This is a genomic window from Mucilaginibacter ginsenosidivorax, from assembly GCF_007971525.1.
Lineage (GTDB): Bacteria > Bacteroidota > Bacteroidia > Sphingobacteriales > Sphingobacteriaceae > Mucilaginibacter > Mucilaginibacter ginsenosidivorax.
This window is the reverse complement of the sequence record NZ_CP042437.1, coordinates 2,869,280-2,890,628: the sequence shown is the minus strand read 5'-3', so window position 1 is coordinate 2,890,628 and position 21,349 is coordinate 2,869,280. Positions and strand designations below refer to the sequence as shown.

Here is a 21,349-nt window from a genome sequence, read left to right as displayed (position 1 = left end):
TATTAACATACACCAATTACAATCTTCATGGCAAATCAATTCAAATTTATCGCGTTGCTCTCGCTGCTGCCTGCAACTGGCGCTATGGCCCAAACTAAATGGACGGAGAAAAAATCGGGCGATATTGTTTTTGTAAGCAATACTGGCGGGCAACAGCTGGGTTATGCCACCACATCGGGCGTAAAGATATTGACGGTTGATGGCCTGGCTTTTAAAGATCTGAATAAAAACGGTAAGTTGGATAAGTATGAAGACTGGCGTTTGCCTGTTGATGTGCGGGCCAAAGACCTGGCATCGCAAATGAGTGTGGAGCAAATTGCCGGACTGATGCTATACAGCAGGCACCAACCCATACCGGCAGCACCCGCAGGCCCATTTAAAGGTACTTATGGCGGCAAGGTATTTGCCGAGAGTGGTGCCAGCCCCTATGATCTATCCGACCAACAGAAACAGTTTTTAGAAAAAGATAATGTACGCCATGTGCTTATTACATCGGTACAAACCCCCGAGATTGCAGCAAAATGGAATAATAACGCCCAGGCATTTGTTGAAGGCTTAGGATTGGGTATCCCCAACAATAACAGTTCCGATCCGCGCCACGGAACCGTTGCCACTGCCGAGTACAACGCCGGTGCGGGTGGGGCTATCTCTATGTGGCCAGGCTCGTTGGGTTTTGCGGCCACATTTGATCCAAAGGTGGTTGAAAACTTTGGCCATATAGCGGCTTTGGAATACAGGGCCCTGGGTATTGCCACCGCGCTATCACCACAGGTTGACATTGCTACCGAGCCCCGCTGGGCCCGTGTAAGCGGCACTTTTGGCGAAGATCCGCAATTGTCTGCTGATATGGCCCGGGGCTACATTGATGGCTTCCAGGCATCTACCGGCAATAAAGAAATTAACGGCGGCTGGGGCTATGGCAGCGTTAACGCCATGGTAAAACACTGGCCGGGCGGTGGCGCAGGCGAAGGCGGCCGCGATGCGCATTATGGTTATGGTAAATACGCGGTTTATCCAGGTAATAATTTTAAGCAGCATTTAATCCCCTTTACTGAGGGGGCTTTTAAGCTGAATGGAAAAACCGGTATGGCTGCCTCGGTTATGCCCTACTATACCATATCCTTTAACCAGGATACCAAAAACAAAGAGAATGTTGCCAACAACTATAACTCGTATATTATTAACGACCTGCTGCGCAAAAAATACAAATTTGACGGTGTTGTTTGTACAGATTGGCTGGTTACCGGCGACGAAACCGCTGTAGATGTTTTCCTGTCGGGAAAGTCATGGGGGGTAGAGGGCTTATCTGTGGCGCAGCGCCATTATAAAATATTGATGGCCGGTGTTGATCAGTTTGGTGGTAACAACGAGGTTGCACCAGTGATTGCTGCTTACCAAATGGGCGTGAAAGATCATGGAGAAACTTTTATGCGCGCAAGGTTTGAGCAATCGGCTGTACGCTTGCTGCGCAATATATTCAGGACAGGTTTGTTTGAAAACCCATATTTAGATCCCGAAGATACCAAAGCTGTGGTAGGCAATCCCGAATTTATGAATGCGGGTTATGTCGCTCAGCTTAAATCAATAGTTATGCTTAAAAATAAAGGGAATGTATTGCCCTTGCAAACAGGCAAAACTGTTTACGTACCTAAAAAATTCACGCCGGCCGGGCGTAATTTCCTGGGAATGGAAACTCCCGAGAAATTAGAATACCCGGTTAATATGGAAACAGTAAAAAAATATTTTAAAGTAACCGAAAGTCCCGAAGAGGCCGATTATGCCCTGGTATTTATCAGCAGCCCTAATAGCGGTGGTGGTTACAATAGCCAGGATGCCAAAAACGGCGGCACGGGTTATGTGCCAATCAGTCTGCAATATGGCGAGTATAAAGCGGTTGATGCCCGCGCCACAAGTATAGCCGGTGGCGATCCGTTAGAAAAATTTACCAACCGAACCTACAAGGATAAATCAGCAACAGCCATTAACGTTACCGACCTGGCAATGGTGAATGATACCTATGCAAAAATGAAAGGCAAGCCCGTTATTGTATCGGTAAATATGGCCAACCCCATGGTGTTCTCTGAATTTGAAAAAAACGCGAATGCTATAGTGGTAGATTTTGGCGTACAGGGCCAGGCCACATTAGATATCCTCACCGGTAAAACCGAACCATCGGCATTATTACCGCTGCAAATGCCTGTAGATATGAAAACCGTAGAGCAACAGTTTGAAGATGTACCCCATGACATGAAATGCTATACCGACGACCAGGGCCACGTATATGATTTTGGTTTCGGTTTAAACTGGAAAGGTGTTATCAGCGATGCCCGCACGGCAAAATATAAGGTGAGTGTAAAGCCGTAATGGGGGTTAAACGAATATTCCAAACTACCGTCATTGCGAGGTACGAAGCAATCCCGAACTACGTAAGACAAGTATGTAGAGGATTGCTTCGTACCTTGTAATGGCGGAATTGTAACAGTTGAAAACATGGTATAAATAAAATCTATATGAAAAATCATTTTGCATTGTTTTTATTGATATTTGCAAGTAGCGCCATATGCTATGCACAAAGCACTAGCCTCAACACGGTAAAAACCGACGCCGGCTTGGTATCAGGCAGCACTAACACCGATGGCACTGTTCATATATTCAAAGGCATCCCATTTGCCGCCCCGCCGGTTGGTAGTTTGCGCTGGAAAGAACCTAAGCCCGTGACACCATGGGGCGGTGTTAAACAATGTACCACCTTTTCGGCCAGCCCTATACAGCCAAAACCAGATGAGTTTGGTGTTTATACCCGCGAGTTTTTGATTCCCTATCAGCCCATCAGCGAGGATTGCCTGTACCTGAACGTATGGACCAATGCCAAATCATCCGCTGATAAAAAGCCGGTGCTGGTGTATATTTATGGAGGTGGTTTTGGATCGGGTGGAGCGGCTTGCCCTATTTACGATGGCGAAGCAACAGCCAAAAAAGGAGTTGTTTTTGTAGTGATTAATTATAGGGTCGGGATTTTTGGTTTTTTCGCCCATCCGGAACTTAGTAAAGAGTCGGGCCACAACGCCTCTGGTAATTACGGTTTGATGGATCAGCTGGCGGCGCTTAAGTGGGTAAAACAAAACATCAAAAATTTTGGCGGCGATCCTGGTAATGTTACCATAGCCGGACAGTCGGCGGGTGCCATGAGCGTAAATTGTTTAGTAGCCTCGCCTTTAGCAAAGGGATCGTTTCAAAAGGCTATCGCCGAAAGTGGAGCCATGTTTATTAGTGGCCAGTTCGGATCGCCAACATTACAGGAGGCCGAACAAAGCGGATTGAAATTAGCACAGCAATTGAAAGCAAACTCCATTGCTGATATGCGGAATATTCCTGCCGAAGATTTGCTTAATAAATGGCAGGCGCGCCCCATTGTTGATGGTTATGTATTGCCCGAAACCATTGCAGGTACTTTTACAGCGAACAAAGAAAACCACGTAGCATTACTTACCGGCTGGAATGAAGATGATGCCTTTGTTGGTAAATTAAAAACCGCCGAAGAATACAACAAGCAGATAGCCGAACAATACGGCGAAAAGGCTACGGCTTTTTTACAGCATTATCCCGGTGAGACGGACGCTGAAGCTGCGAGGTCGCAGATCAATATCAGCCGCGATCAAATTTTCGGCGTTCAAAATTATACATGGGCAAATGTGCAGAGTGGTAAAAAGCAGGCAAAAGTATATGTTTACCGGTTTACCCGCCGCCTGCCTGCCGCGGCCGATTTTGTAAAATACGGCGCATTCCATACCGGTGAGGTGGCTTATGCTTATGATAACCTTAAATTCCTGAACCGCCCGTGGGAGCCAATCGACCAGCAATTGGCCACAACGATATCCACCTACTGGACAAATTTTGCCAAAACCGGCAATCCAAATGGAGCCGGTTTACCGCCATGGCCCACCTATAACACCACCGATGCTCAGATAATGATACTAGGCGAAACGCCGGCTGCCAAGCCGCTACCTGATAAAGCCGCTTTAGATTTTATGGTTGGGTTGATGGGAGCAAAATGAGTTAGCAGTAAGAATACTTCCGAAGTTTTTTAAACTTCGGAAGTCTGGGCGATGTTATCCGGGTTTAACGTTTAGCAGTTGGATGCGCCTTACAATGCCGCCCTGATTACTTTCACCGGGTTGCCCCGCTCAAGGGAGTGGTGTGCCAGCCATTGACTTTCCAGTTGCGCTATCTGCTTTTCGGCCTGCATAGCCATTAGCTTAGCCTCCAGGCGTTCGGCACAAAGTTTTTTATTTTGTAATTGCGAGCGGCTGTCCATAACTAATACTTGCAACCCTGTGGGTATATGCGTCCCCCGTACCGCTGTTTCTACCTTGTTTACATTTTGCCCTCCGGGGCCCGATGCACGCAGGGTTTCAAACTTTACATCGTTAGGATTAAACTTTGCCTGCTCGCCCACACTAAAAATACCCACCCCAACAAACCAGTTTTTGCGCTTGTGGAATTTGCGGTACGGGCTTTGCGCTATCCATTGTACGGTGCCGTTCCATTCGTTTATAAATTCATCAGCATTGTCGCCTTGTAACAGGAGTGTTGATGATAATAACGTGTTATTTAATTCTGCCTTTTTGTTTTCTATCACCGATAAATCCAGCCCGGCACCCGAGGCCTGTTTCAGCATCAAATCCTGTACTTTGGCTACAACCAGGCAACACTCCAGGGGGCCTTTGCCTGCTGTTATTTGTATGATTAATTTTTTCATTTTACTATTCTTTATTCATGCGTACTATGCGCGGCCAAAATTTGCCCTGTATGGCAACCAGTTCGGTTTGAGCATTCATTACCAATTCAATATCCTTATAAGCTGCCGGGTTCTCCTCAATGCTGCCATCAATCAACGTTACATCAGCCCCGGCCAGCATTTTTTTCATGGCCGATTTGGTGGTGCTGCCTCTGGCGTCATGCCTGCTCATGGCCCGGCCGGCACCATGCGATGCCGAGTATAAGGCATCAGCATTACCCTTACCCATTACCAAATAAGCAGGAGTTGCCATACTGCCGGGGATGATGCCCAACTCGCCAACATGTGCAGGCGTTGCCCCTTTACGGTGAATGATGGCTTCGGTGCCATCTGCAAGTTTGTCTTTCCAGGCAAAATTGTGATGGTTTTCTATCTTGCAAAGCGTTTTTAGTCCAAGGCTTTTTAACAGGTTGCTATGTATCCGGTCGTGACAGGCTTTGGCATAATTGCCGGCCAGGGTCATGCTTAACCAATACTCCTGCCCGGCTTCGGTATCCAGATCAAGCCAGGCCAGGGGCTGCGCTTCGCGCGGAAGCTTGCAGGTATTCATGGCCACCTGTGTATAATGGCGGGCAATATTTGCGCCCAGCCCACGGCTGCCCGAATGGGTAAGCAAGGCCATATAGGTTTTAGCGGGTAAGCCCGTCGCGTTGTTTTGGGCCAGTTCTATCGCACCAAACTCCACAAAATGGTTGCCGCCGCCCGATGTACCTAACTGCTGCTCGGCCTTGCCGCGCAGCTTTTTAAGCAGTGGCGTTTCATTAAATAGGGGGCTATCCAATACCTCATGGTCCTGGGGTACAGGCAGGCTACCTTCCATGCCAAAATGTGTCCATTTGCCTATCGCCTGTTTAATTTGATGATCATACCTTTTCATGAACTTTTCATCGGCATCAATAATAGTTAGGGCCATACGGCAGCCAATATCCATACCTACCCCGTAGGGAATCACCGCGTTGCGGGTGGCCAACACGCCCCCAATGGGCAAGCCATAGCCGCTGTGTGCATCGGGCATTAAGGCACCACGGATACTGATGGGTAATGACAGTGCCAGGGTCATTTGCTTTTTGGCTATCTCTTCAATTTCATCAGCCCCATAAATTTTAATAGGGGCGGGCTCGTCCATCAGCTTAAATGTTTTTAAGGCCGGTTCTGCCTCAGCCTCAATAAATGCTTCCGCTATTTTTTGTAGCCGGTCATCGGCGGTATAGGCAGCCGGGTTATCCCGCACAGCTGTTAATAATGCCATTACATCGGCTTTATTGCTGTGCTTATAGTGCCTGGCTACAGCATTGATGGCGAGGCTTTTTAATGCATCGCCTGTGTAGCCTATTTTATCTAATTCTTTTGTTTTTAAATTGCCCATAAGGGTGCTGTTTAATAGCCCATGTATTCCTCTTGTAAGGTATACACGGGTTTGTTTTTTAATTCGTTCTTGTATTTTTCAGGTTCGTCACGCCACTTCCAATATTTGTACCGGCTACCGCCAACCAGCTTCGACATTCGTGGTTGTAGGTTTTCGCGGTTAATCCTGTTTTCGATTTGCTTGATCTCCTTTTCCAGCAATTCATCGTGTTGCTTTTTCTCATATATTATATGGGGTTTTACAACTAACACAAACCGCCAGGTCTCTAGAAAGTGATATTCGGTTATCAGCGCTTTTTTCCTGACTGACCATGTTTCTTTCGGACTGAAAAGGACTTTTTCCTTATCAGTTAACTTAAGGGTGTTGCGTAGCCAATCGTATTCGTCAATTACTCGCAAAATCTGCGGCTTTTCAGAATACACATATTTCCCTCGCTTTCTTTTTCTCTTTTTGAAAGCGCGGTCATGATGATATTGAACGGTATTAATCTTTTTGAGCAGGGTTTGGTAAAATTCTCCCTTAGCGCTGCGTAAGATATCACCACGCAAAGCAAACAGCCGTTTCCAGCCACTTTGGTAAGGCCTTTCTAATGGTACCATAGGCAACTTATACTTTGTTGCCCACAATATGTCACGCTGTTTATCCAGCCCGATCAATTTTTTATCGAAATCTTTTTTTACGAGCCGTTTCTTTCTCCGGGCCGACTTTTTAATGTACGGCCAATCATGCATGTCCATCGGACTTGTTCGTTTAATTTTTTGCCAATCTGTTTATGATTTTCAAAAGTTCATCCGCCGTGGCGGATATACCCATTTTGAAATTGCAGCAAACCACGAAACTTAAAAATCCGGCGACATGCAAAACCCTGAGGCGTTAAAAAAACGACAATTACAAAATGCTATTTCAGTAAAAAAGGATTGCTGTCCACCTGTTTCAGGTAGCGCACTAATGGGATATGGATGAGATACTCTGCGTCATGATTCCTGATTATTATGGGTTAACAATTAAGGAATTGCTGCAAATGTGCAATTATTTTTTGAAAAGAAGAAGAAATAAAATCAACCGCGATGAATGAGCGGGGCAGGTGGTATGATCGTTATTGCCTCGTACCGGGCATCATGTATTGGAATTTACAACACATTCGCTTGAATGCTGGCTAAGACTCACCCGGTCGAGGCTACGCCCGACCACCCACTCTTCACCTGTGGTGGGAAGAGGTTTTTTATATTTAATTATTTAATAATCAATTATTTATTAACTGCAAATTTCCCAAACCCTCTTTGCGGCTTCAGCCGGAGAGAGGGTGGTCGGGCGTAGCCTCGACCGGGTGAGTCGTAACCGACATGCTAAATAGTTATCCATTCATTAGAAGCATAAATGCATTAGTAAACCGAATTTAGCCAGGTTCTAAATCAAAAATCTTCGACTTATGGCTTCGGGCTCAATACTTAGTACTCAAGGCTTAACACTAAATCTTCAGCCTTACATTTATCTTATCCAACAGCCCGGTAAGCCATACCATTACAAAGGCAAAAACAATACACTTAATAAGCCCGCCGGTGCCCTGGCTCAGGTACTCGGGGTAGCCAATATTGCTCATTTCATATAGCGGATAAAATATAAAGGGTACAATATAGCAGGTAAAGGTGTTGGTGCCTGCCGGTTCAATAATTTTAAACCAGTTGTATTTGTGCTTAAAATCAACCACAAAAATAAATATGGCATAGGCTATAAGGCTGATGCCGGTGCAAATTAAAACCCACGAAGGAGTATCCCTTGTTTTATTAATGCCGCCGCTAAAGTAGCGCACAATAAAGCCCAGGTTAAACAATATAATGGCTATAAGGATAAGCGCCGCCCATAACATTTTAAGCTCGTTGTTGGCCTTAAGGCGCATGTACAGCACCGATACAAACACCCCGGCCATGGTAAAGGCCTGCATGGCGCCATTGCCTGCTATCCAAACGTATTTTTGTACAGGTTCTAAAAAATTCAGGAACCCAAAGTGCACATCCAGGTTAAACATCATGAAAAATATCCAGGCGGTGGCCTGTATCCATAAATGCCCGCCCGAGTAATAGTAAATAAGCGCACATACCAGGTAGCTCCAGCCTATGAGGCCCAGGATACCCCACCATGTAAAATGCAGCCAGGTATGCCCCGGATCTGTTGTACGGTACAGGGCCGACATGGCTATCAGCAACGCTATACCAAAACCCTGTAGCAGGTAACGTTTCAGGTTGCTGGTTTCTTTGCCGTAATCTAAAAATATAAAAAAGAAGCTAAAGGTAACCAGGCTTTCCCATACCGGCTTGGGCAGGGCGGTGGCAGCCTCATTATAGGTTTCCATATTGGCGTGAAAAAAACCAATAAACACCAGTGCCAACGACCGGCTGGCTATGCGCGACAATAATTTATAGTTACCCGTTTTTAACCTGTTTTGAAATGCGAAGGGAATAGATAAGCCTACAATAAATAAAAAAGCAGGGAAAATAGTATCTGCCAAACCCAATCCGTCAGCGTTTTCGGCAACGTGCTTGAGCCATTGAGGCGTACCCGGAATACCGTCAAGATCATTCACAAAAATCATGAGCAGCATCGTAAAGGCACGAAAAGCATCAATGGAGCGTATCCGGTCCGGGAAAGTATTCATTAAGGGAGTAAATGCATTAGTAAAGCAAATGTTTTAACTAAACGGCAATTAATTTGAAACATTATGGTTACTCAATGGTTTTTTTAGTCCCTGTCTCGGCTCAGTTTGCTAAAAGCCAACGGATTTTCGTTCAGCTCGAGCGTTTCGCGGCGATGCTTAACTATATGAATGGCAGTAAATAAAGCTTCGCGGAACGATACCTCCGATGCCTGGTTTTTACCGGCAATATCATAAGCGGTACCATGATCTGGTGATGTACGCACAAATTTTAATCCCGCTGTAAAATTCACCCCCGATTCAAAAGCAATTTGTTTAAAAGGGATCAGCCCCTGGTCGTGATACATAGCCAGCACAGCATCAAATTGCAGGTAAGTGCCATTGGCAAAAAAACCATCGGCAGGGTAGGGGCCAAAAGCCAGTACGTCGTTATCGCGGGCAAGTTCAATAGCCGGTATAATGGTGTCCTTTTCTTCGTGACCAATTAAACCGTTATCGCTGGCATGCGGGTTTAGCCCCAGCACGGCAATTTTGGGTTTGCGTATCCAGAAATCATTTTGCAAACTGTGGTTCATCAGCTTAAGCTTGGCCACAATTTTATCAACAGTAATACTTTCAGATATTTTTGATACCGGGATATGGCCGGTAACCACACCAACACGCAAGGTATCGCTCACCAAAAACATTAACGATTCGGCAGCGCCGTCACGCTCCTGCAAATACTCGGTATGGCCGGGGAAGTTAAATTTATCGCTCTGTATGTTATCCTTATTAATAGGCGCGGTAACCAGGGCATCAATATAGCCCTCTTTTAAATCGTACGTAGCACGCTCTAATGATATAAATGCGTATTTACCACCGGCTTCGGTAACCATACCGGGTTCAATTTTTACATCTTCTTCCCAGCAATTAATCATGTTGGGTTTTTTATGCTGTGTTTGCGATGGGTCGTTAATTACCTGGAAATTCAACTCGGCAACGCTGGTAGCCCTGCGGTGAAACGATGCCACCTTGGTATGGCCATAAACAATAGGCGTACAATAATCATAAATTTTACTATCGGCCAGGGTTTTAATAATTATCTCTAAACCTATCCCGTTAACGTCGCCTATGCTAATGCCTACTTTTATTTTATCGCTCATGATTTTTTATGATTTCACCTATTATTTTATGATTTCACCTATTATTTGGAGGTGATTTCACTGATTGATCGGTGATTGAATTTATATTGGTTTATTTTGTCTGAACCAGAATTCTCCGAATTTTTGAATTTACAGAATGCCGGTTTAACAATTTTTTGTTCCTGTCTTGATTCTTGACTCTTAACTCTTAATTCTTCTTCTACAAGCCGGTATCCACTTCAATCCCTAACGCAACCTGTCCGAATCAGAATTTGCAGGATTTTAGAATTTTCAGAATTACAGCTTGTTATCCGGTTCCAATTCCTGCTTTTCACCCTTTGCCCTTCGCGTTTTACCACTTTTTGACGTGAGCCTTTTGCCTTTTACCTTTCGCCTTTCACCTCTTTCCGCCCGCAAATAAAACATTTGTTCCCAATCAATGCGCAAATATCACGTAATTTGCTCAAATATTTGACAGATAATGACATTGGTAAGGGCAAAAAAACATTTAGGGCAACACTTTTTAACCGATAAAAATATTGCAGCCAAAATTGTAGACAGCCTGAAACCCGAAGGCAGGTTTACCAATGTGCTGGAAGTTGGCCCTGGCATGGGTGTACTAACAGACTTTTTATTGCTCAAAACAGACTATGAAACCTCGGTGATCGATATCGACGATGAATCAGTACAATACCTTAAAAAGAAATACCCCCAGCTGGGTACCCGCCTCATGAATGCCGACTTTTTGGAAATGGATTTTAAAACCGTTACCGATAAGCCCTTTGCTATCATTGGTAATTTTCCTTATAATATTTCGTCGCAAATACTTTTTAAGGTGTTGGATAACCGCAGCCAGGTTATCGAGGTAGTGGGCATGTTCCAGAAAGAAGTGGCCGAACGCTGCGCCGCCAAACCGGGCAGTAAAGAGTACGGCATCCTGAGTGTGTTTTTGCAGGCCTATTATAAGGTAGAATATTTGTTTACCGTAAAAGCCGGCGTATTTAATCCGCCGCCCAAGGTGCTCTCGGCTGTTATCCGCCTTACCCGCAACCAGGCCGCAAACCTCAACTGCGACGAAAAACTATTCTGGCAAATTGTAAAAGCCGGTTTCAACCAGCGCCGCAAAACCCTGCGTAACGCCATATCATCCCTCATCAACAAAGAAAAAATGACCGAAAACCCGACGCTTGACCTACGCGCCGAGCGCCTGAGCGTGGATGATTTTGTAAAGCTGACGAATGAGGTGATGGCGGCGAGGTAAATGTACCCTTGATTACTTCGAATGAAAATTGGTGCCATACCCCCTCAAATTAACCAACTTAAACCGACACGATGAGTAACCAATTCGAACAGGTAAATGTCAGAAAGAACAGGTGCAAAACTACTGCATCGTTTCATTAGCGATTGCTACAAAGTTGAGGTATTCGTCAAAACTGCCTGCTGACTGGTTTTTATAGCTGCATTTATTTTTTGCTGGTTTGTTTGCGCTGATAGCAGTTGGGCACCCAAAAACATCAGGGCGATAAAACAGGTATTTGTTTTCATAGGGATGGTAAATGACCAATATAAGCAAATTATAAGTTCAATCATTTGGGTATATTTGACATGCTATAACGTTGTTAATACCAGTTACCAACTACCAGGGTAAACCATTCTCATTTAAAAATTAATTATGAAAAAAGCATTGCTGTCTGTCCTCCTCGGGATTATATTATTAGCGCCAGCCATTAAAGCACTTGCGGCAGAAGGCGCTATATCAACCGGAAGCCAGCCAGAGGTTAGCGCCGACGGTAAGGGCATCATCAGGATAGTATTTGGCGATAAGGATAATATTTTTTGCGCTACATCTGTTAATCAGGGAGTCTCGTTTTCAAAACCGGCGCTGGTGGGGCATATAACAAACATGCATTTGGGCATGTCAAGAGGGCCGCAGCTGGCCAGTTCGGCCAATTATTCGGTGATTACGGCAATGGATAAATCGGGTAATATCCACTGGTTCCGGTTAAAACACTCCTCTTCAAAATGGGAAATGATGGGTGTAATAAATGATATTAATCAATCGGCGCCCGAAGGGCTGATGGGCATAGCCGCAGATAAAAAAGATAATTTTTATGCCGTTTGGCTGGATACCCGGACGGGGCACAGGAACCAGGTTTATTTTTCGGGCTTGGCGGCCAAAGGCACCGGCTGGTCAAAAAATATATTAGCCTATCAATCGCCGGATGGGCATGTGTGCGAGTGCTGCAAGCCCAGCATCGCGGTACATGGGCAGGAAGTGGCCATTATGTTCAGAAACTGGTTGAATGGATCGAGGGATTTGTATGTAACCAAATCTGTAGATGGTGGCAAGGTTTTTCAACCGGCCCAAAAAATGGGTACCAATACCTGGGCGCTTAATGGCTGTCCTATGGATGGCGGCGGCATTGTTGTTGACGAAGCAAATAGCATCCATACCGTGTGGCAACGTAAAGGGGAGATTTTTTATGCGCAGCCGGGCGGATCGGAAATACTGATAGGCAAAGGCCGAAATTGCGCCATTGCCGCGGCCGGTACCAAAACTATAATTTCATATCAGGAGAATGATACGCTAAAGGTTTTATCGGCCTCCAATAAAAATGCCGTTATGGTAGGCAAAGGTGGTTTCTTAAAATCTATCCCGCTGGGCAGCAATCAAATGCTTTGCGTATGGGAGCAGGATAACGTGATAAAATTTAAAAAGATTTAACATAACCGGTGTAAGTAACCAGGGAAATTGCCTTTAAGATTTGTTGGTAAAAAGGTAGCCCCTACGGGGCAATGTCATTAAGTTAAGGATTTTCTCCCCCAGCGGGGGAAAAGCTTTGTAGTAAAAATATCAAAATGAGCTTCCCGTGCCAGAGGTACGGAACGTTAGGTGGCGTACCTCTGGCACGCAAAAACGTTAATTCATTTATGCTACAAAGCTTTTGCTCCTCTGGAGCATCCTGTCAATTGTTTAACTTAATGACATTGCCCCTTAGGGGCTACCCTTTTGGAACATTACAAGCACCAGTAAAAAGTTAAAAGAGATTTCTCGGCATAAGTAACCCGCTATTAAAAAAACTTTAATTATTGGTTACCGCGGGCGTAATTAACGGAGCCAGCGTATACGATGATTTACGGGGCGAACGCATAAACCGGCGCAAGTTGGTTTTTATGCTGGTGATAAACTCGTAATCGGTAGCAGTTTTTACCAGGAAGTAGCCGGGGCGGTAGCGCTGCATAAAATCGGTAAGCTGCTGATCTTTAAGGCGGGTTACGCTGGCCACAAACGCGCGGTTAAAACGGAAATCAATCTCACGCTGGTGGTAATCTTCCTCGATGGTTGCGCGTAACTTAGCGGCGTTGCGGCCACTGCGGCTAAAGGCATTGTACAGGGCATCAATACCAATACCCGCCCCAAGGCCGGGCGCAACAGACAACAGGCTTTGGCTATATTCCGATCCGTAAATTTTAGTAAAATCGCGTTTGGTGGCTGCAAATTGCTTTTCGGGCGTGAGCAGCGTATCGCGGATGTATACCTCCCTGAGCATGATGGCCGACCGCTTCATATAAACGGCCATGGCATTACTGCTTTGTACCTTCAGGGTATCGCTGTAATGATCGGCCTTTATAAATATCAGCATATCGCCCGGCTGGGCATCTATGGTAAATTCGCCCTTAAGGTTGTTGTAAAAAGATTTGCCCGTAGTGGCGTTCACAATATTTACCTTGGCAATACGGTCTTTGCTGTCTTTATCAAACACAATGCCCTCTACCTGCTTTTGCTGTGCAAAAGTCCGTATAGATAACATGCAGATAAACAGGAACAACCATTTTTTCATTGTGGCGCCAAAAATAAACTTTAGGCTTTAATTAGCCGTTTTTTTTAACAACAATTAACTTTTAAGGGAAAGAATCAAGAGGCGAGAATCAAGAGTTAAGACTTTTTTCCGTCCGTCATTTCGAGGTACGAAGCAATCCCCGACGTGCTAAGTCCCACATAGTTCGGGATTGCTTCGTACCTCGCAATGACGGTAGCTTAGGACATTAATTTAACTATATTTCGTTGCACGTCATTCTCATTTTTTTCAGGTTTTACCTGATGGGCACTCGCAATGACGGTGCTTTTTTGCTTTTGTCTTGATTCTTGACTCTAATTTCTTGATTCTATTTCACTACCACCAGTTTTTGCCCAATGTGGATATTATTATCTGGTATACTGTTTAACGCTTTTAGCTCGTCAACAGTTATACCAAAACGTTTAGATATGTTGTATAGTGTATCGCCCTGTTTTACGGTGTATATCTTATCGTCGGGTTTGGTTTTGGTAAGGGTATCTGTATTGGCTTTGCCAATGTTGTCATTAATTTGCGATAGTACACGGTCTTCGCGTTTTATTTTGGCTGCTTCACCTTCGGCACGATCATACTGGTCCAGGTTGTATTTTACAATAAGGTTTATCAGTAGTTCAGGATATTTGGGGTTGGTAGCATAGCCGGCTGCCTTCAAACCGCGGGCCCAGCCTTCATAATCGTTTTTATCCAGCTCAAATAGTTTGGCGTAGTTTTTACGTTTTAAAAAGGTGGAGTGGTCGCGGAACGAATCTTCGGGGTTATCATACACCCTGAAACAATCGTTCACCTGGTCGTCATCTTTATAATAGCTTTTTCCTTTCCAGTCGGCAGTGCATTTTATGCCAAAATGGTTGTTGGCAATGCGGGCCAGATCGCTGTTGCCGGCGCCCGATTCAAACAGCCCCTGGGCAAGTGTAATACTGGCAGGAATGCCATACTGGTTCATTTCCTGTATGGCAATGGCCTTAAAACGATCAATATAATCTAAACTCGACAGCGATTTATAGCCCGCCATAGAAGCGCTGTTGGCTTTTTGGATATTGCTGTTGTTGCGATGTGCATCGCGGTTGGAGATAGAATTCTTGGAGTTTTTTGAAGATGATACTGTTTTGCGTGCCGAGCAGGAGCTAAAACAAATAACACCAATTAAAAAAAAGTAACACGTTTTATTCATACAGCTAAACCTGTGGTATTTGGCATTTTTATTAAAATGCCAAAATAGGTTTATTGTTTGGCTTCTGCTAATTCTTTAGGCTGTGTTGCAGGGTTTTCGTCCAAATCGTTCAGGTCGTATTTTTTAATGATACCTAAAACCTGCGCTGCCCATTTGCGGCTGCTGGCATAACCACTGCGCTGGATGCCTTTTGCCCAGCCGGTGTAATCATAGTGGGTAAGCGCATCGGCCAGGTGGCTGAATTGTTTGCGCTCGGTCATGATGCGGGCAAAATCCTGGAATGAATCAAAAACCGAATCGTATTTTTTGTAGGATGAACGTACTTTTTTATTGTGTTTAATAAAAACTACACTGCCTCCGCCTTTTACTCCAAACTGATTGTTAAGGCTTTGGGCAATGGTGCTGTTGCCACAGCCGGATTCGTGCATAGCTACACCTAAAACGATGCTTGCAGGGATGCCGGTTTCGTGCATAATACGAATGGCATCATCTTTGAACTTCTCGATATAAGATTGTGAAGTGTTTTTTTGCGCTGAAGCAGCAATTGTTGAAATCAACAGGGTGGTAATCAGTAAGATTTTCTTCATAATTTATTTTTTTCTGATAACCAGTAAGCCATCGCGTACAGGCAGGATCAGTTTTTCTACCCTGCTATCAACAGCTATGTGGTCATTTAGTTTGCGAATTCCTTGCGTATCGGCATCATTTTCGGGGCCGTACACCTTTCCTTTCCACAAAACGTTATCAATTATTATTAATCCTCCGGATCTGACTTTGTCAAAAACCAATTGAAAGTAAGTAAAATTATTTTTTTTATCAGCATCAATAAATACCAAATCGAAAATATCAGCCTGTAAATCAGCAATAATGGCCTCTGCCTGCCCAAAATGCAGCTTTATTTTATTTTCAACATTTGTTAGTTTAAAGTGTGAATTGATGATATCCTCCATTTCGCGGTTCACCTCGATGGTGTGGAGGATGCCTCCCTCTGCCAATCCTTCGGCCAGGCAAATGGCCGAATAGCCGGTAAAGGTGCCAATCTCCAGGATACATTTAGGCGCTACCAGTTTGCTCAAAAAACTAAGCAGCCGCCCCTGGTAATGGCCCGACAACATATGCGGACGCAGCACCTTTAAATGCGTTTCGCGGTTCAGTTGCTGCAAAGCTTCCGGCTCCGGATCGCAATGGTCATCTAAGTACGCCTGGAGGGCTATAGGGAGAATATCCATGCCGCAAAGGTAAGGAATTTGTTTTTAATGCGGCAATACTGCAGTTTGTGTATTGATATACAGTTAGTTGTGATTTGTGGTTGATTGAAAATGACTGTTGAGATGCAAAATAAGCTCTGGTTTGTAACGGTGTTTTGCCGCCCACTTGGTAAATTTGGGGGTATTAATGCATAAAATCAAACCAAAGTGTTCCGCTTATTTTCTCGCCGCCGGCATGGTTGGTTTGGCTTTGCGGCCCCATTACTTTTGCCGGTTGAAATTTGGTGCCGATGGGAGCAATGGCATTTAAAAACCCGATACTTCCTTCAGGAAAAGCCGGCTCCACATTGTTATTGCTCAGCGCGTCTTTTTCCCTTGCCGGGTGCAGCATTTGCAGGTAAGTATTTTTATCGGCAGAATAAACAGTGAACGGCGACTCCTTATTTTCGATAGTTACCCAGTTAACTTCGGCATGATAGCCTTTAAATTCAGGATATCCCCAGGTTTCGCCGGTAATGGTATTGTTATAGGCTTTGTGCCAAATACCAAGCTGCTGGCCTTTCAGGCGGTTTTTCCAAACGCGGTAGGGGCCGCGGCCAAGCCATTTTATGCCGGTGATTTTTTCTTCGGGATAATTGAAAGTGATACCCATAAAATCGGCATCGCCCTGTTGTACGTATTGGTACTCCAGTTTAACCGGGTGCCCCGAAGCGAAAGTCCAGGTTACATGTAGCGAGCCCGCGCCCTGGTAATCGGCTTCTACAATATATTTGCCGGCGTCGGCTTTATGTGTAAACTGTTTTAGCTGGGTATTAACACCTGCCAATACCGGCCCGCCCGATAACGAAATTGCGCCTGCCGGTTTCCTCACTTTTTGAATGTACCCGGTAACCTTATCAAAATCATAACTAATGCCATCGCACCTGATGGTTAATAATTGATCGGTCTCAGTTGTTTTTATAGCCGATTTAGCCGGAGATGCAGCGATTTTGGAGGCAATGGCAGCCGGTGTGCTAATAGCCCAGCTCCAGGTAAATATTTCTTTATTATCGGGTCCGTAAGCTGTTAGGTATAGCGCATCATTTTTTTTCCATGATGCAGGCAGCGCTAAGTTCAACGTACCCTGCTCTCCGGGTTTAAGCGCAATGGTTTTTAGTAAACCGGTTGCCGTTACTATACCGGTAGTAGTTTTACTTTGTGCCGACGGGAATTTAACCAGTTTCCACCTAAAACTACATTGATTAAGGTTGGTGAACGAATACCGGTTTTCGACAGGTATTTTGCCATCAAAACCGGCATCAATTGGCTGCGGGTTGATATAAACCGGCGACCAGATCTCTTTTATGGCATAAAAACTGCCCTCTTTTTCGCGGTGTGGCCCAACAATGCCGTCAGGGGCGTGGTTGCCGTCAGAATCATAGGTGTTGTTTTTATCGGTACGGATTACGGCCTCATCTAAAAACGCCCAGATAAAGCCGCCTGCCCCATGCGGATGTTTTACCATCTGCGCCCAAAAATCATCAAGGCCCGCGGCGGCACCACCATCATACAGGCCGTGCATAAACTCTGTGGGGAAGAAAACTTCCTGTCCGTTGGCCGCTGCGTTAACCATGTAATTGTAATCGGGGTAATGTTTGGTATCGGTGCCGTTAAACTTTTCCCATGGGTGAATCACGGTGCGTTTTTGCGGATCATATAAAGCATAGTCATTATCAAGCCCCCGGTTAAAACCGCCCTCGTTACCGTTATCCCAAAACAGGATAGAGGGGTGGTTTACATCGCGTACTACCAACTCTTTAACCAGTTTGCGGCCCACCACAGTATCGTATTTAGCCTGCCAGCCGGTAAGCTCATCCAGCACATATATGCCTAATGAATCGCAAACATCCAAAAAATCGCGATCGGGCGGGTAGTGCGACATGCGAACTGCGTTCATGTTCATTTCCTTCATCAGCTTCACATCCATTAAGTGAACACCATGGCTCAGGCTACGCCCGGTTTCAGGCCAAAAGCTGTGCCTGTCGCTACCTTTCATCATTATTTTTGCACCGTTTACATACAGGCCATCGTTGGTGCGCAGCTCTACAGTACGAAAGCCAAATTTTTGCTTTACCCGGTGAACAATGCCCGTTTTGTTTTTTAAAGCAACCACAACCTGGTATAAGTTAGGAAACTCCGCACTCCATAATAACGGTTTAGCAAAATTGGTTTGTAATTCAATATGGTTGGCCGCCGGGTTCGTTTTAGCATCAAATGGCTTACCTACCTTTTGCCCATTAAGGGTTTGTATTTGGGCTTCAATCAGCTCATCGCCCTTTAAGTTTTGAGCATATACATCTAACCGGAAAGAGCCATCTGCCTTCGCGTTTACCGCCATCCGTTCAATGAAGGTTTCCGGAACAATTTCCAGGTAAACGGGCCGGTAAATTCCACCGAAAACCCAAAAGTCGCTATTGCGGCGCTCGGCATCATTTACTGATGAGTTTGCCGATGTTTTATCAACCGTTACTTCGAGCAGGTTTTGTGCGTTAGGTTTTACCAAATCGGTTATATCATATTTAAACTGGTAAAAACTACCCTGGTGCACCGGGCCGGCCTGCTTGCCATTGATGGTCACTTTGGTATCGGTCATCGATCCTTCAAAAACGATATAAATCTTTTTGCCGGTTAGGTTATCCACAGAAAACTCATGTTTGTATAAGCCCTGCTCGTTGCCCTTAACCTTATCATGACCATAGTTATAGGTGCCAAAGCCTTGCAACTCCCAGTTCGATGGTACGGCGATCTTTGTCCACACGCCGCTCTTCCTTCCCCCTGTGCAATAAAAATCCCAGGGTATGGTATGGTCTTTATCCGTTCCCGACAGGTATTTAACGATGGTTTCCTGCGAAAACACATCGAAGCAAAGGAGCATGAACAAAAAGGGCAGCAGTATCTTTTTCATAGTTTGGATTGTATGGAAATTGATGGCACAGGTTCAATCAGTAAACAAGGTTAATTACTCCTGAGCGATTAAAAAAAAATATCCCCAAATAAAACTGTGCAATCGTTCCCGGAAATAATTTGCCCTGAAAGTGCAAAATCAAAAGCACCGAAAAATTTGGTTCGATGACGGGTTGTATGAACAACCATTTTTAATTGTGTTATCGGCATGGTTTAATTTATCCATCGGCCCAGGAGTAGGGCGATGGCAAAGTTGGCAGCTTTAAAACCTAAGATGCCCGATTTTTGAGGCTGCTTTTTCTGAACTTTTGCGGAAAAAACCTTCATTTTATTTTTGTATTAATAAATGCACTATTTGTATCAATAAATACCGAATTAGTTACCGAAAAGTGTGAATTAATCACCTGTTTTTTAACTATTTATGCATGATTATAAGGCTATTTTAGCATATAAAAGGAAGTTTGTAAATTTGTATTGTTTACCAGCACAAAAAACAGTTTTTATGTTGTTTTTCACAGGATTGGATTTATGAAATCCGCTCTGATTTGTGTGAATATTGTCTGTTAATTTTAACACCCGCACTACAAGCCTTTGCTACAAAAAATTTCTGCCAAAGCCGAATAGTCACACTGTCAATCAGTTGTTAAAATCTGTTAAATCCCTCAATTTTCATTCTAACTACAGATTGTTCAGTTAATATTGAGATAAAAGTTATCCTTACCCGGTTAATCGACACAATAATGGCATTCATCCGCACCTGGTTATTAATGCCGATTTATAGTTGCAAGTTCGTGGTTAACAACGGTATTTAAACTTTAAGTGTTATTTATTCTTTTCCCCTAATTATGTGTTAAAATGAAAATATTAACAATAATATTTTTCTTTCTTATCTCACCGCCTGTTAACTGGCTTGGCGATTTTAGCAAAGCCCAGGCCGAAGCACAACAATCGCACAAATTAATATTGATAAACTTTTCGGGATCAGACTGGTGCGGGCCGTGTATCAGGCTGCGAAAAGAGATCCTGGAATCGTCGGTATTTGAAAACTATGCAGCAGATCACCTTTTACTGGTACGTGCAGATTTTCCGCGTCAGAAGAAAAACCAGCTAAGTAAAGATCAGGTAAAGTTAAATGAGGCGCTGGCCGATAAATATAACGCCGAAGGTAAATTTCCGTTCACCCTCTTGGTTGATGAACATGGCAAAGTTTTAAAACAATGGGATGGCTATCCTGATGAAACGCCTGAAAAATTTATTGAACAGATAAATCAGTTTGCCAATGGTAGCAACTAAAGTTAAAGCAAGCGCTCCAACACTGCACAAACGCAGTTTGCGACTGATGGGCAACCGCTTTGAGTTAAGTGTAGTTGCAGATAACCAGCAATGGGCCAATGAGTGTATTGATGCCGGTGTTGAGGAGATACAACGCATTGAAGCTTTGCTTACCACATTTAACAACGATAGTGAAACCAACCAGGTAAATAACAATGCAGGTATTAAGCCTGTGCAGGTAAGCCGCGAAACATTTGAATTAGTAAAACGCTCCATCATGATATCAAATGTAACCCAGGGGGCGTTTGATATTACCTACGGTTCGGTTGATAAACGGTTATGGAATTTCGATCAGCAAATGACATCTCTGCCCGACCCTGTTACCGCAAAAAGTATGGTTCGCCTGATCAATTACCGCAACATTGTACTTGACGAACAAAACTGCACCATTTTTTTACGCGAGCGGGGAATGCGGATAGGCTTTGGCGGGATTGGAAAGGGCTACGCCGCCGAAAGGGCCAAGCAAATAATGCAGGATAAAGGTGTAGTAAGCGGAGTTGTAAATGCCTCTGGCGACCTTACGGCCTGGGGCTATCAGCCCGATGGAAAAAAATGGACCGTAGGTGTTGCCAATCCCGATGCTTCCAACCAAATTTTTTCATATCTAAGTATTTCGGGCCTGGCGGTTGCAACCTCGGGTAATTACGAAAAGTTTGTGATTATTGATGGCAAAAGGTATTCTCATACCATTAATCCGCGCACAGGTATGCCTGTGGCGGGTATTAAAAGCGTAACCATTATTACTACCAACGCCGAAATAGCAGATGCAATGGCCACCCCCGTTACCATCATGGGGGTTTATGCCGGCCTGGACCTGATAAACCAGATGAATGATATTGAAGCCATAATAATTGACGACGACGATAATTTATATACCTCAAATAATATTAATTTAACTTAATA

17 protein-coding genes are annotated in these 21,349 nt (G+C 44.5%); 6 read left to right on the top strand and 11 right to left on the bottom strand.

From position 1 onward, the window contains the following. Nucleotides 1-27: 27 nt before the first annotated feature. Together FSB76_RS11995 and FSB76_RS11990 are read left to right on the top strand one after the other, a co-directional pair. Nucleotides 28-2,364 (top strand): glycoside hydrolase family 3 protein, encoded by a 2,337-nt coding sequence (locus FSB76_RS11995; RefSeq protein WP_192910147.1) that lies wholly within the window; start codon nt 28-30, stop codon nt 2,362-2,364. 146 nt (nt 2,365-2,510) lie between these two features. Further along, on the top strand, nt 2,511-4,055 hold the full coding sequence (locus FSB76_RS11990) for a carboxylesterase/lipase family protein (protein WP_147053805.1): 1,545 nt from the start codon (nt 2,511-2,513) through the stop codon (nt 4,053-4,055). 89 nt (nt 4,056-4,144) lie between these two features. On the opposite strand, the gene prfH is transcribed toward FSB76_RS11990, so the two are convergent. From prfH to pdxA, 5 genes are all read right to left on the bottom strand, one after another. Continuing rightward, nucleotides 4,145-4,759: a peptide chain release factor H gene (gene prfH / locus FSB76_RS11985; RefSeq protein ID WP_147053804.1), complete on the bottom strand. Its 615-nt coding sequence runs from the start codon at nt 4,757-4,759 to the stop codon at nt 4,145-4,147. Between the two features lie 4 nt (nt 4,760-4,763). Beyond that, entirely contained in the window at nt 4,764-6,164 is a 1,401-nt protein-coding gene (locus FSB76_RS11980; RefSeq protein WP_147053803.1) for an RtcB family protein, read from the bottom strand. Nucleotides 6,165-6,175: 11 nt separating this feature from the next. Continuing rightward, nucleotides 6,176-6,901 (bottom strand): hypothetical protein, encoded by a 726-nt coding sequence (locus FSB76_RS11975; RefSeq protein ID WP_147053802.1) that lies wholly within the window; start codon nt 6,899-6,901, stop codon nt 6,176-6,178. Nucleotides 6,902-7,632: 731 nt separating this feature from the next. Further along, nucleotides 7,633-8,817: a DUF5009 domain-containing protein gene (locus tag FSB76_RS11970; protein WP_147053801.1), complete on the bottom strand. Its 1,185-nt coding sequence runs from the start codon at nt 8,815-8,817 to the stop codon at nt 7,633-7,635. Nucleotides 8,818-8,900: 83 nt separating this feature from the next. Beyond that, nucleotides 8,901-9,956, bottom strand: coding sequence for a 4-hydroxythreonine-4-phosphate dehydrogenase PdxA (gene pdxA, locus FSB76_RS11965; RefSeq protein ID WP_147053800.1), 1,056 nt, complete (start codon nt 9,954-9,956; stop codon nt 8,901-8,903). Between the two features lie 460 nt (nt 9,957-10,416). Here pdxA and rsmA point away from each other — a divergent pair, with 460 nt between their 5' ends. Then, nucleotides 10,417-11,196: a 16S rRNA (adenine(1518)-N(6)/adenine(1519)-N(6))-dimethyltransferase RsmA gene (rsmA, locus tag FSB76_RS11960; protein WP_147053799.1), complete on the top strand. Its 780-nt coding sequence runs from the start codon at nt 10,417-10,419 to the stop codon at nt 11,194-11,196. Between the two features lie 146 nt (nt 11,197-11,342). Here rsmA and FSB76_RS32110 read toward each other — a convergent pair whose 3' ends face one another. Next, nucleotides 11,343-11,480, bottom strand: coding sequence for a hypothetical protein (locus tag FSB76_RS32110; RefSeq protein ID WP_158642887.1), 138 nt, complete (start codon nt 11,478-11,480; stop codon nt 11,343-11,345). 127 nt (nt 11,481-11,607) lie between these two features. On the opposite strand from FSB76_RS32110, the gene FSB76_RS11955 reads away from it, so the two are divergent. Next, nucleotides 11,608-12,660 (top strand): hypothetical protein, encoded by a 1,053-nt coding sequence (locus FSB76_RS11955; protein ID WP_225976489.1) that lies wholly within the window; start codon nt 11,608-11,610, stop codon nt 12,658-12,660. Nucleotides 12,661-13,018: 358 nt separating this feature from the next. On the opposite strand, the gene FSB76_RS11950 is transcribed toward FSB76_RS11955, so the two are convergent. From FSB76_RS11950 to FSB76_RS11930, 5 genes are all read right to left on the bottom strand, one after another. Then, on the bottom strand, nt 13,019-13,777 hold the full coding sequence (locus FSB76_RS11950) for a peptidase associated/transthyretin-like domain-containing protein (protein WP_147053798.1): 759 nt from the start codon (nt 13,775-13,777) through the stop codon (nt 13,019-13,021). Nucleotides 13,778-14,102: 325 nt separating this feature from the next. Then, nucleotides 14,103-14,963 carry a glucosaminidase domain-containing protein gene (locus FSB76_RS11945; protein WP_147053797.1) on the bottom strand — a complete coding sequence of 287 codons (861 nt, stop codon included), beginning with the start codon at nt 14,961-14,963 and terminating at the stop codon, nt 14,103-14,105. Between the two features lie 50 nt (nt 14,964-15,013). Then, nucleotides 15,014-15,550, bottom strand: a complete 537-nt coding sequence (locus FSB76_RS11940) for a glycoside hydrolase family 73 protein (protein WP_147053796.1) — start codon at nt 15,548-15,550, stop codon at nt 15,014-15,016. A gap of 3 nt (nt 15,551-15,553) precedes the next feature. After that, complete coding sequence (locus FSB76_RS11935; RefSeq protein ID WP_147053795.1) at nt 15,554-16,192, bottom strand: O-methyltransferase; 639 nt, start codon at nt 16,190-16,192, stop codon at nt 15,554-15,556. A 163-nt stretch (nt 16,193-16,355) separates the two neighbouring features. Then, nucleotides 16,356-19,115, bottom strand: coding sequence for a glycoside hydrolase family 2 TIM barrel-domain containing protein (locus tag FSB76_RS11930; RefSeq protein WP_147053794.1), 2,760 nt, complete (start codon nt 19,113-19,115; stop codon nt 16,356-16,358). Nucleotides 19,116-19,969: 854 nt separating this feature from the next. Here FSB76_RS11930 and FSB76_RS11925 point away from each other — a divergent pair. Both FSB76_RS11925 and FSB76_RS11920 read left to right on the top strand, forming a co-directional pair. After that, complete coding sequence (locus FSB76_RS11925; RefSeq protein ID WP_147053793.1) at nt 19,970-20,407, top strand: thioredoxin family protein; 438 nt, start codon at nt 19,970-19,972, stop codon at nt 20,405-20,407. Continuing rightward, nucleotides 20,394-21,347: an FAD:protein FMN transferase gene (locus tag FSB76_RS11920; protein WP_147053792.1), complete on the top strand. Its 954-nt coding sequence runs from the start codon at nt 20,394-20,396 to the stop codon at nt 21,345-21,347. Before FSB76_RS11925 ends, FSB76_RS11920 begins: the two co-directional genes overlap by 14 nt. Nucleotides 21,348-21,349: the final 2 nt, after the last annotated feature.

Excerpts from the sequence above, each read along its gene's own strand:
- FSB76_RS11995 (WP_192910147.1), top strand. The coding sequence starts at position 28 with ATGGCAAATCAATTCAAATTTATCGCGTTGCTCTCGCTGCTGCCTGCA.
- FSB76_RS11990 (WP_147053805.1), top strand. The coding sequence starts at position 2,511 with ATGAAAAATCATTTTGCATTGTTTTTATTGATATTTGCAAGTAGCGCC.
- prfH (WP_147053804.1), bottom strand. The coding sequence starts at position 4,759 with ATGAAAAAATTAATCATACAAATAACAGCAGGCAAAGGCCCCCTGGAG.
- FSB76_RS11980 (WP_147053803.1), bottom strand. The coding sequence starts at position 6,164 with ATGGGCAATTTAAAAACAAAAGAATTAGATAAAATAGGCTACACAGGC.
- FSB76_RS11975 (WP_147053802.1), bottom strand. The coding sequence starts at position 6,901 with ATGGACATGCATGATTGGCCGTACATTAAAAAGTCGGCCCGGAGAAAG.
- FSB76_RS11970 (WP_147053801.1), bottom strand. The coding sequence starts at position 8,817 with ATGAATACTTTCCCGGACCGGATACGCTCCATTGATGCTTTTCGTGCC.
- pdxA (WP_147053800.1), bottom strand. The coding sequence starts at position 9,956 with ATGAGCGATAAAATAAAAGTAGGCATTAGCATAGGCGACGTTAACGGG.
- rsmA (WP_147053799.1), top strand. The coding sequence starts at position 10,417 with ATGACATTGGTAAGGGCAAAAAAACATTTAGGGCAACACTTTTTAACC.
- FSB76_RS32110 (WP_158642887.1), bottom strand. The coding sequence starts at position 11,480 with ATGAAAACAAATACCTGTTTTATCGCCCTGATGTTTTTGGGTGCCCAA.
- FSB76_RS11955 (WP_225976489.1), top strand. The coding sequence starts at position 11,608 with ATGAAAAAAGCATTGCTGTCTGTCCTCCTCGGGATTATATTATTAGCG.
- FSB76_RS11950 (WP_147053798.1), bottom strand. The coding sequence starts at position 13,777 with ATGAAAAAATGGTTGTTCCTGTTTATCTGCATGTTATCTATACGGACT.
- FSB76_RS11945 (WP_147053797.1), bottom strand. The coding sequence starts at position 14,963 with ATGAATAAAACGTGTTACTTTTTTTTAATTGGTGTTATTTGTTTTAGC.
- FSB76_RS11940 (WP_147053796.1), bottom strand. The coding sequence starts at position 15,550 with ATGAAGAAAATCTTACTGATTACCACCCTGTTGATTTCAACAATTGCT.
- FSB76_RS11935 (WP_147053795.1), bottom strand. The coding sequence starts at position 16,192 with ATGGATATTCTCCCTATAGCCCTCCAGGCGTACTTAGATGACCATTGC.
- FSB76_RS11930 (WP_147053794.1), bottom strand. The coding sequence starts at position 19,115 with ATGAAAAAGATACTGCTGCCCTTTTTGTTCATGCTCCTTTGCTTCGAT.
- FSB76_RS11925 (WP_147053793.1), top strand. The coding sequence starts at position 19,970 with ATGAAAATATTAACAATAATATTTTTCTTTCTTATCTCACCGCCTGTT.
- FSB76_RS11920 (WP_147053792.1), top strand. The coding sequence starts at position 20,394 with ATGGTAGCAACTAAAGTTAAAGCAAGCGCTCCAACACTGCACAAACGC.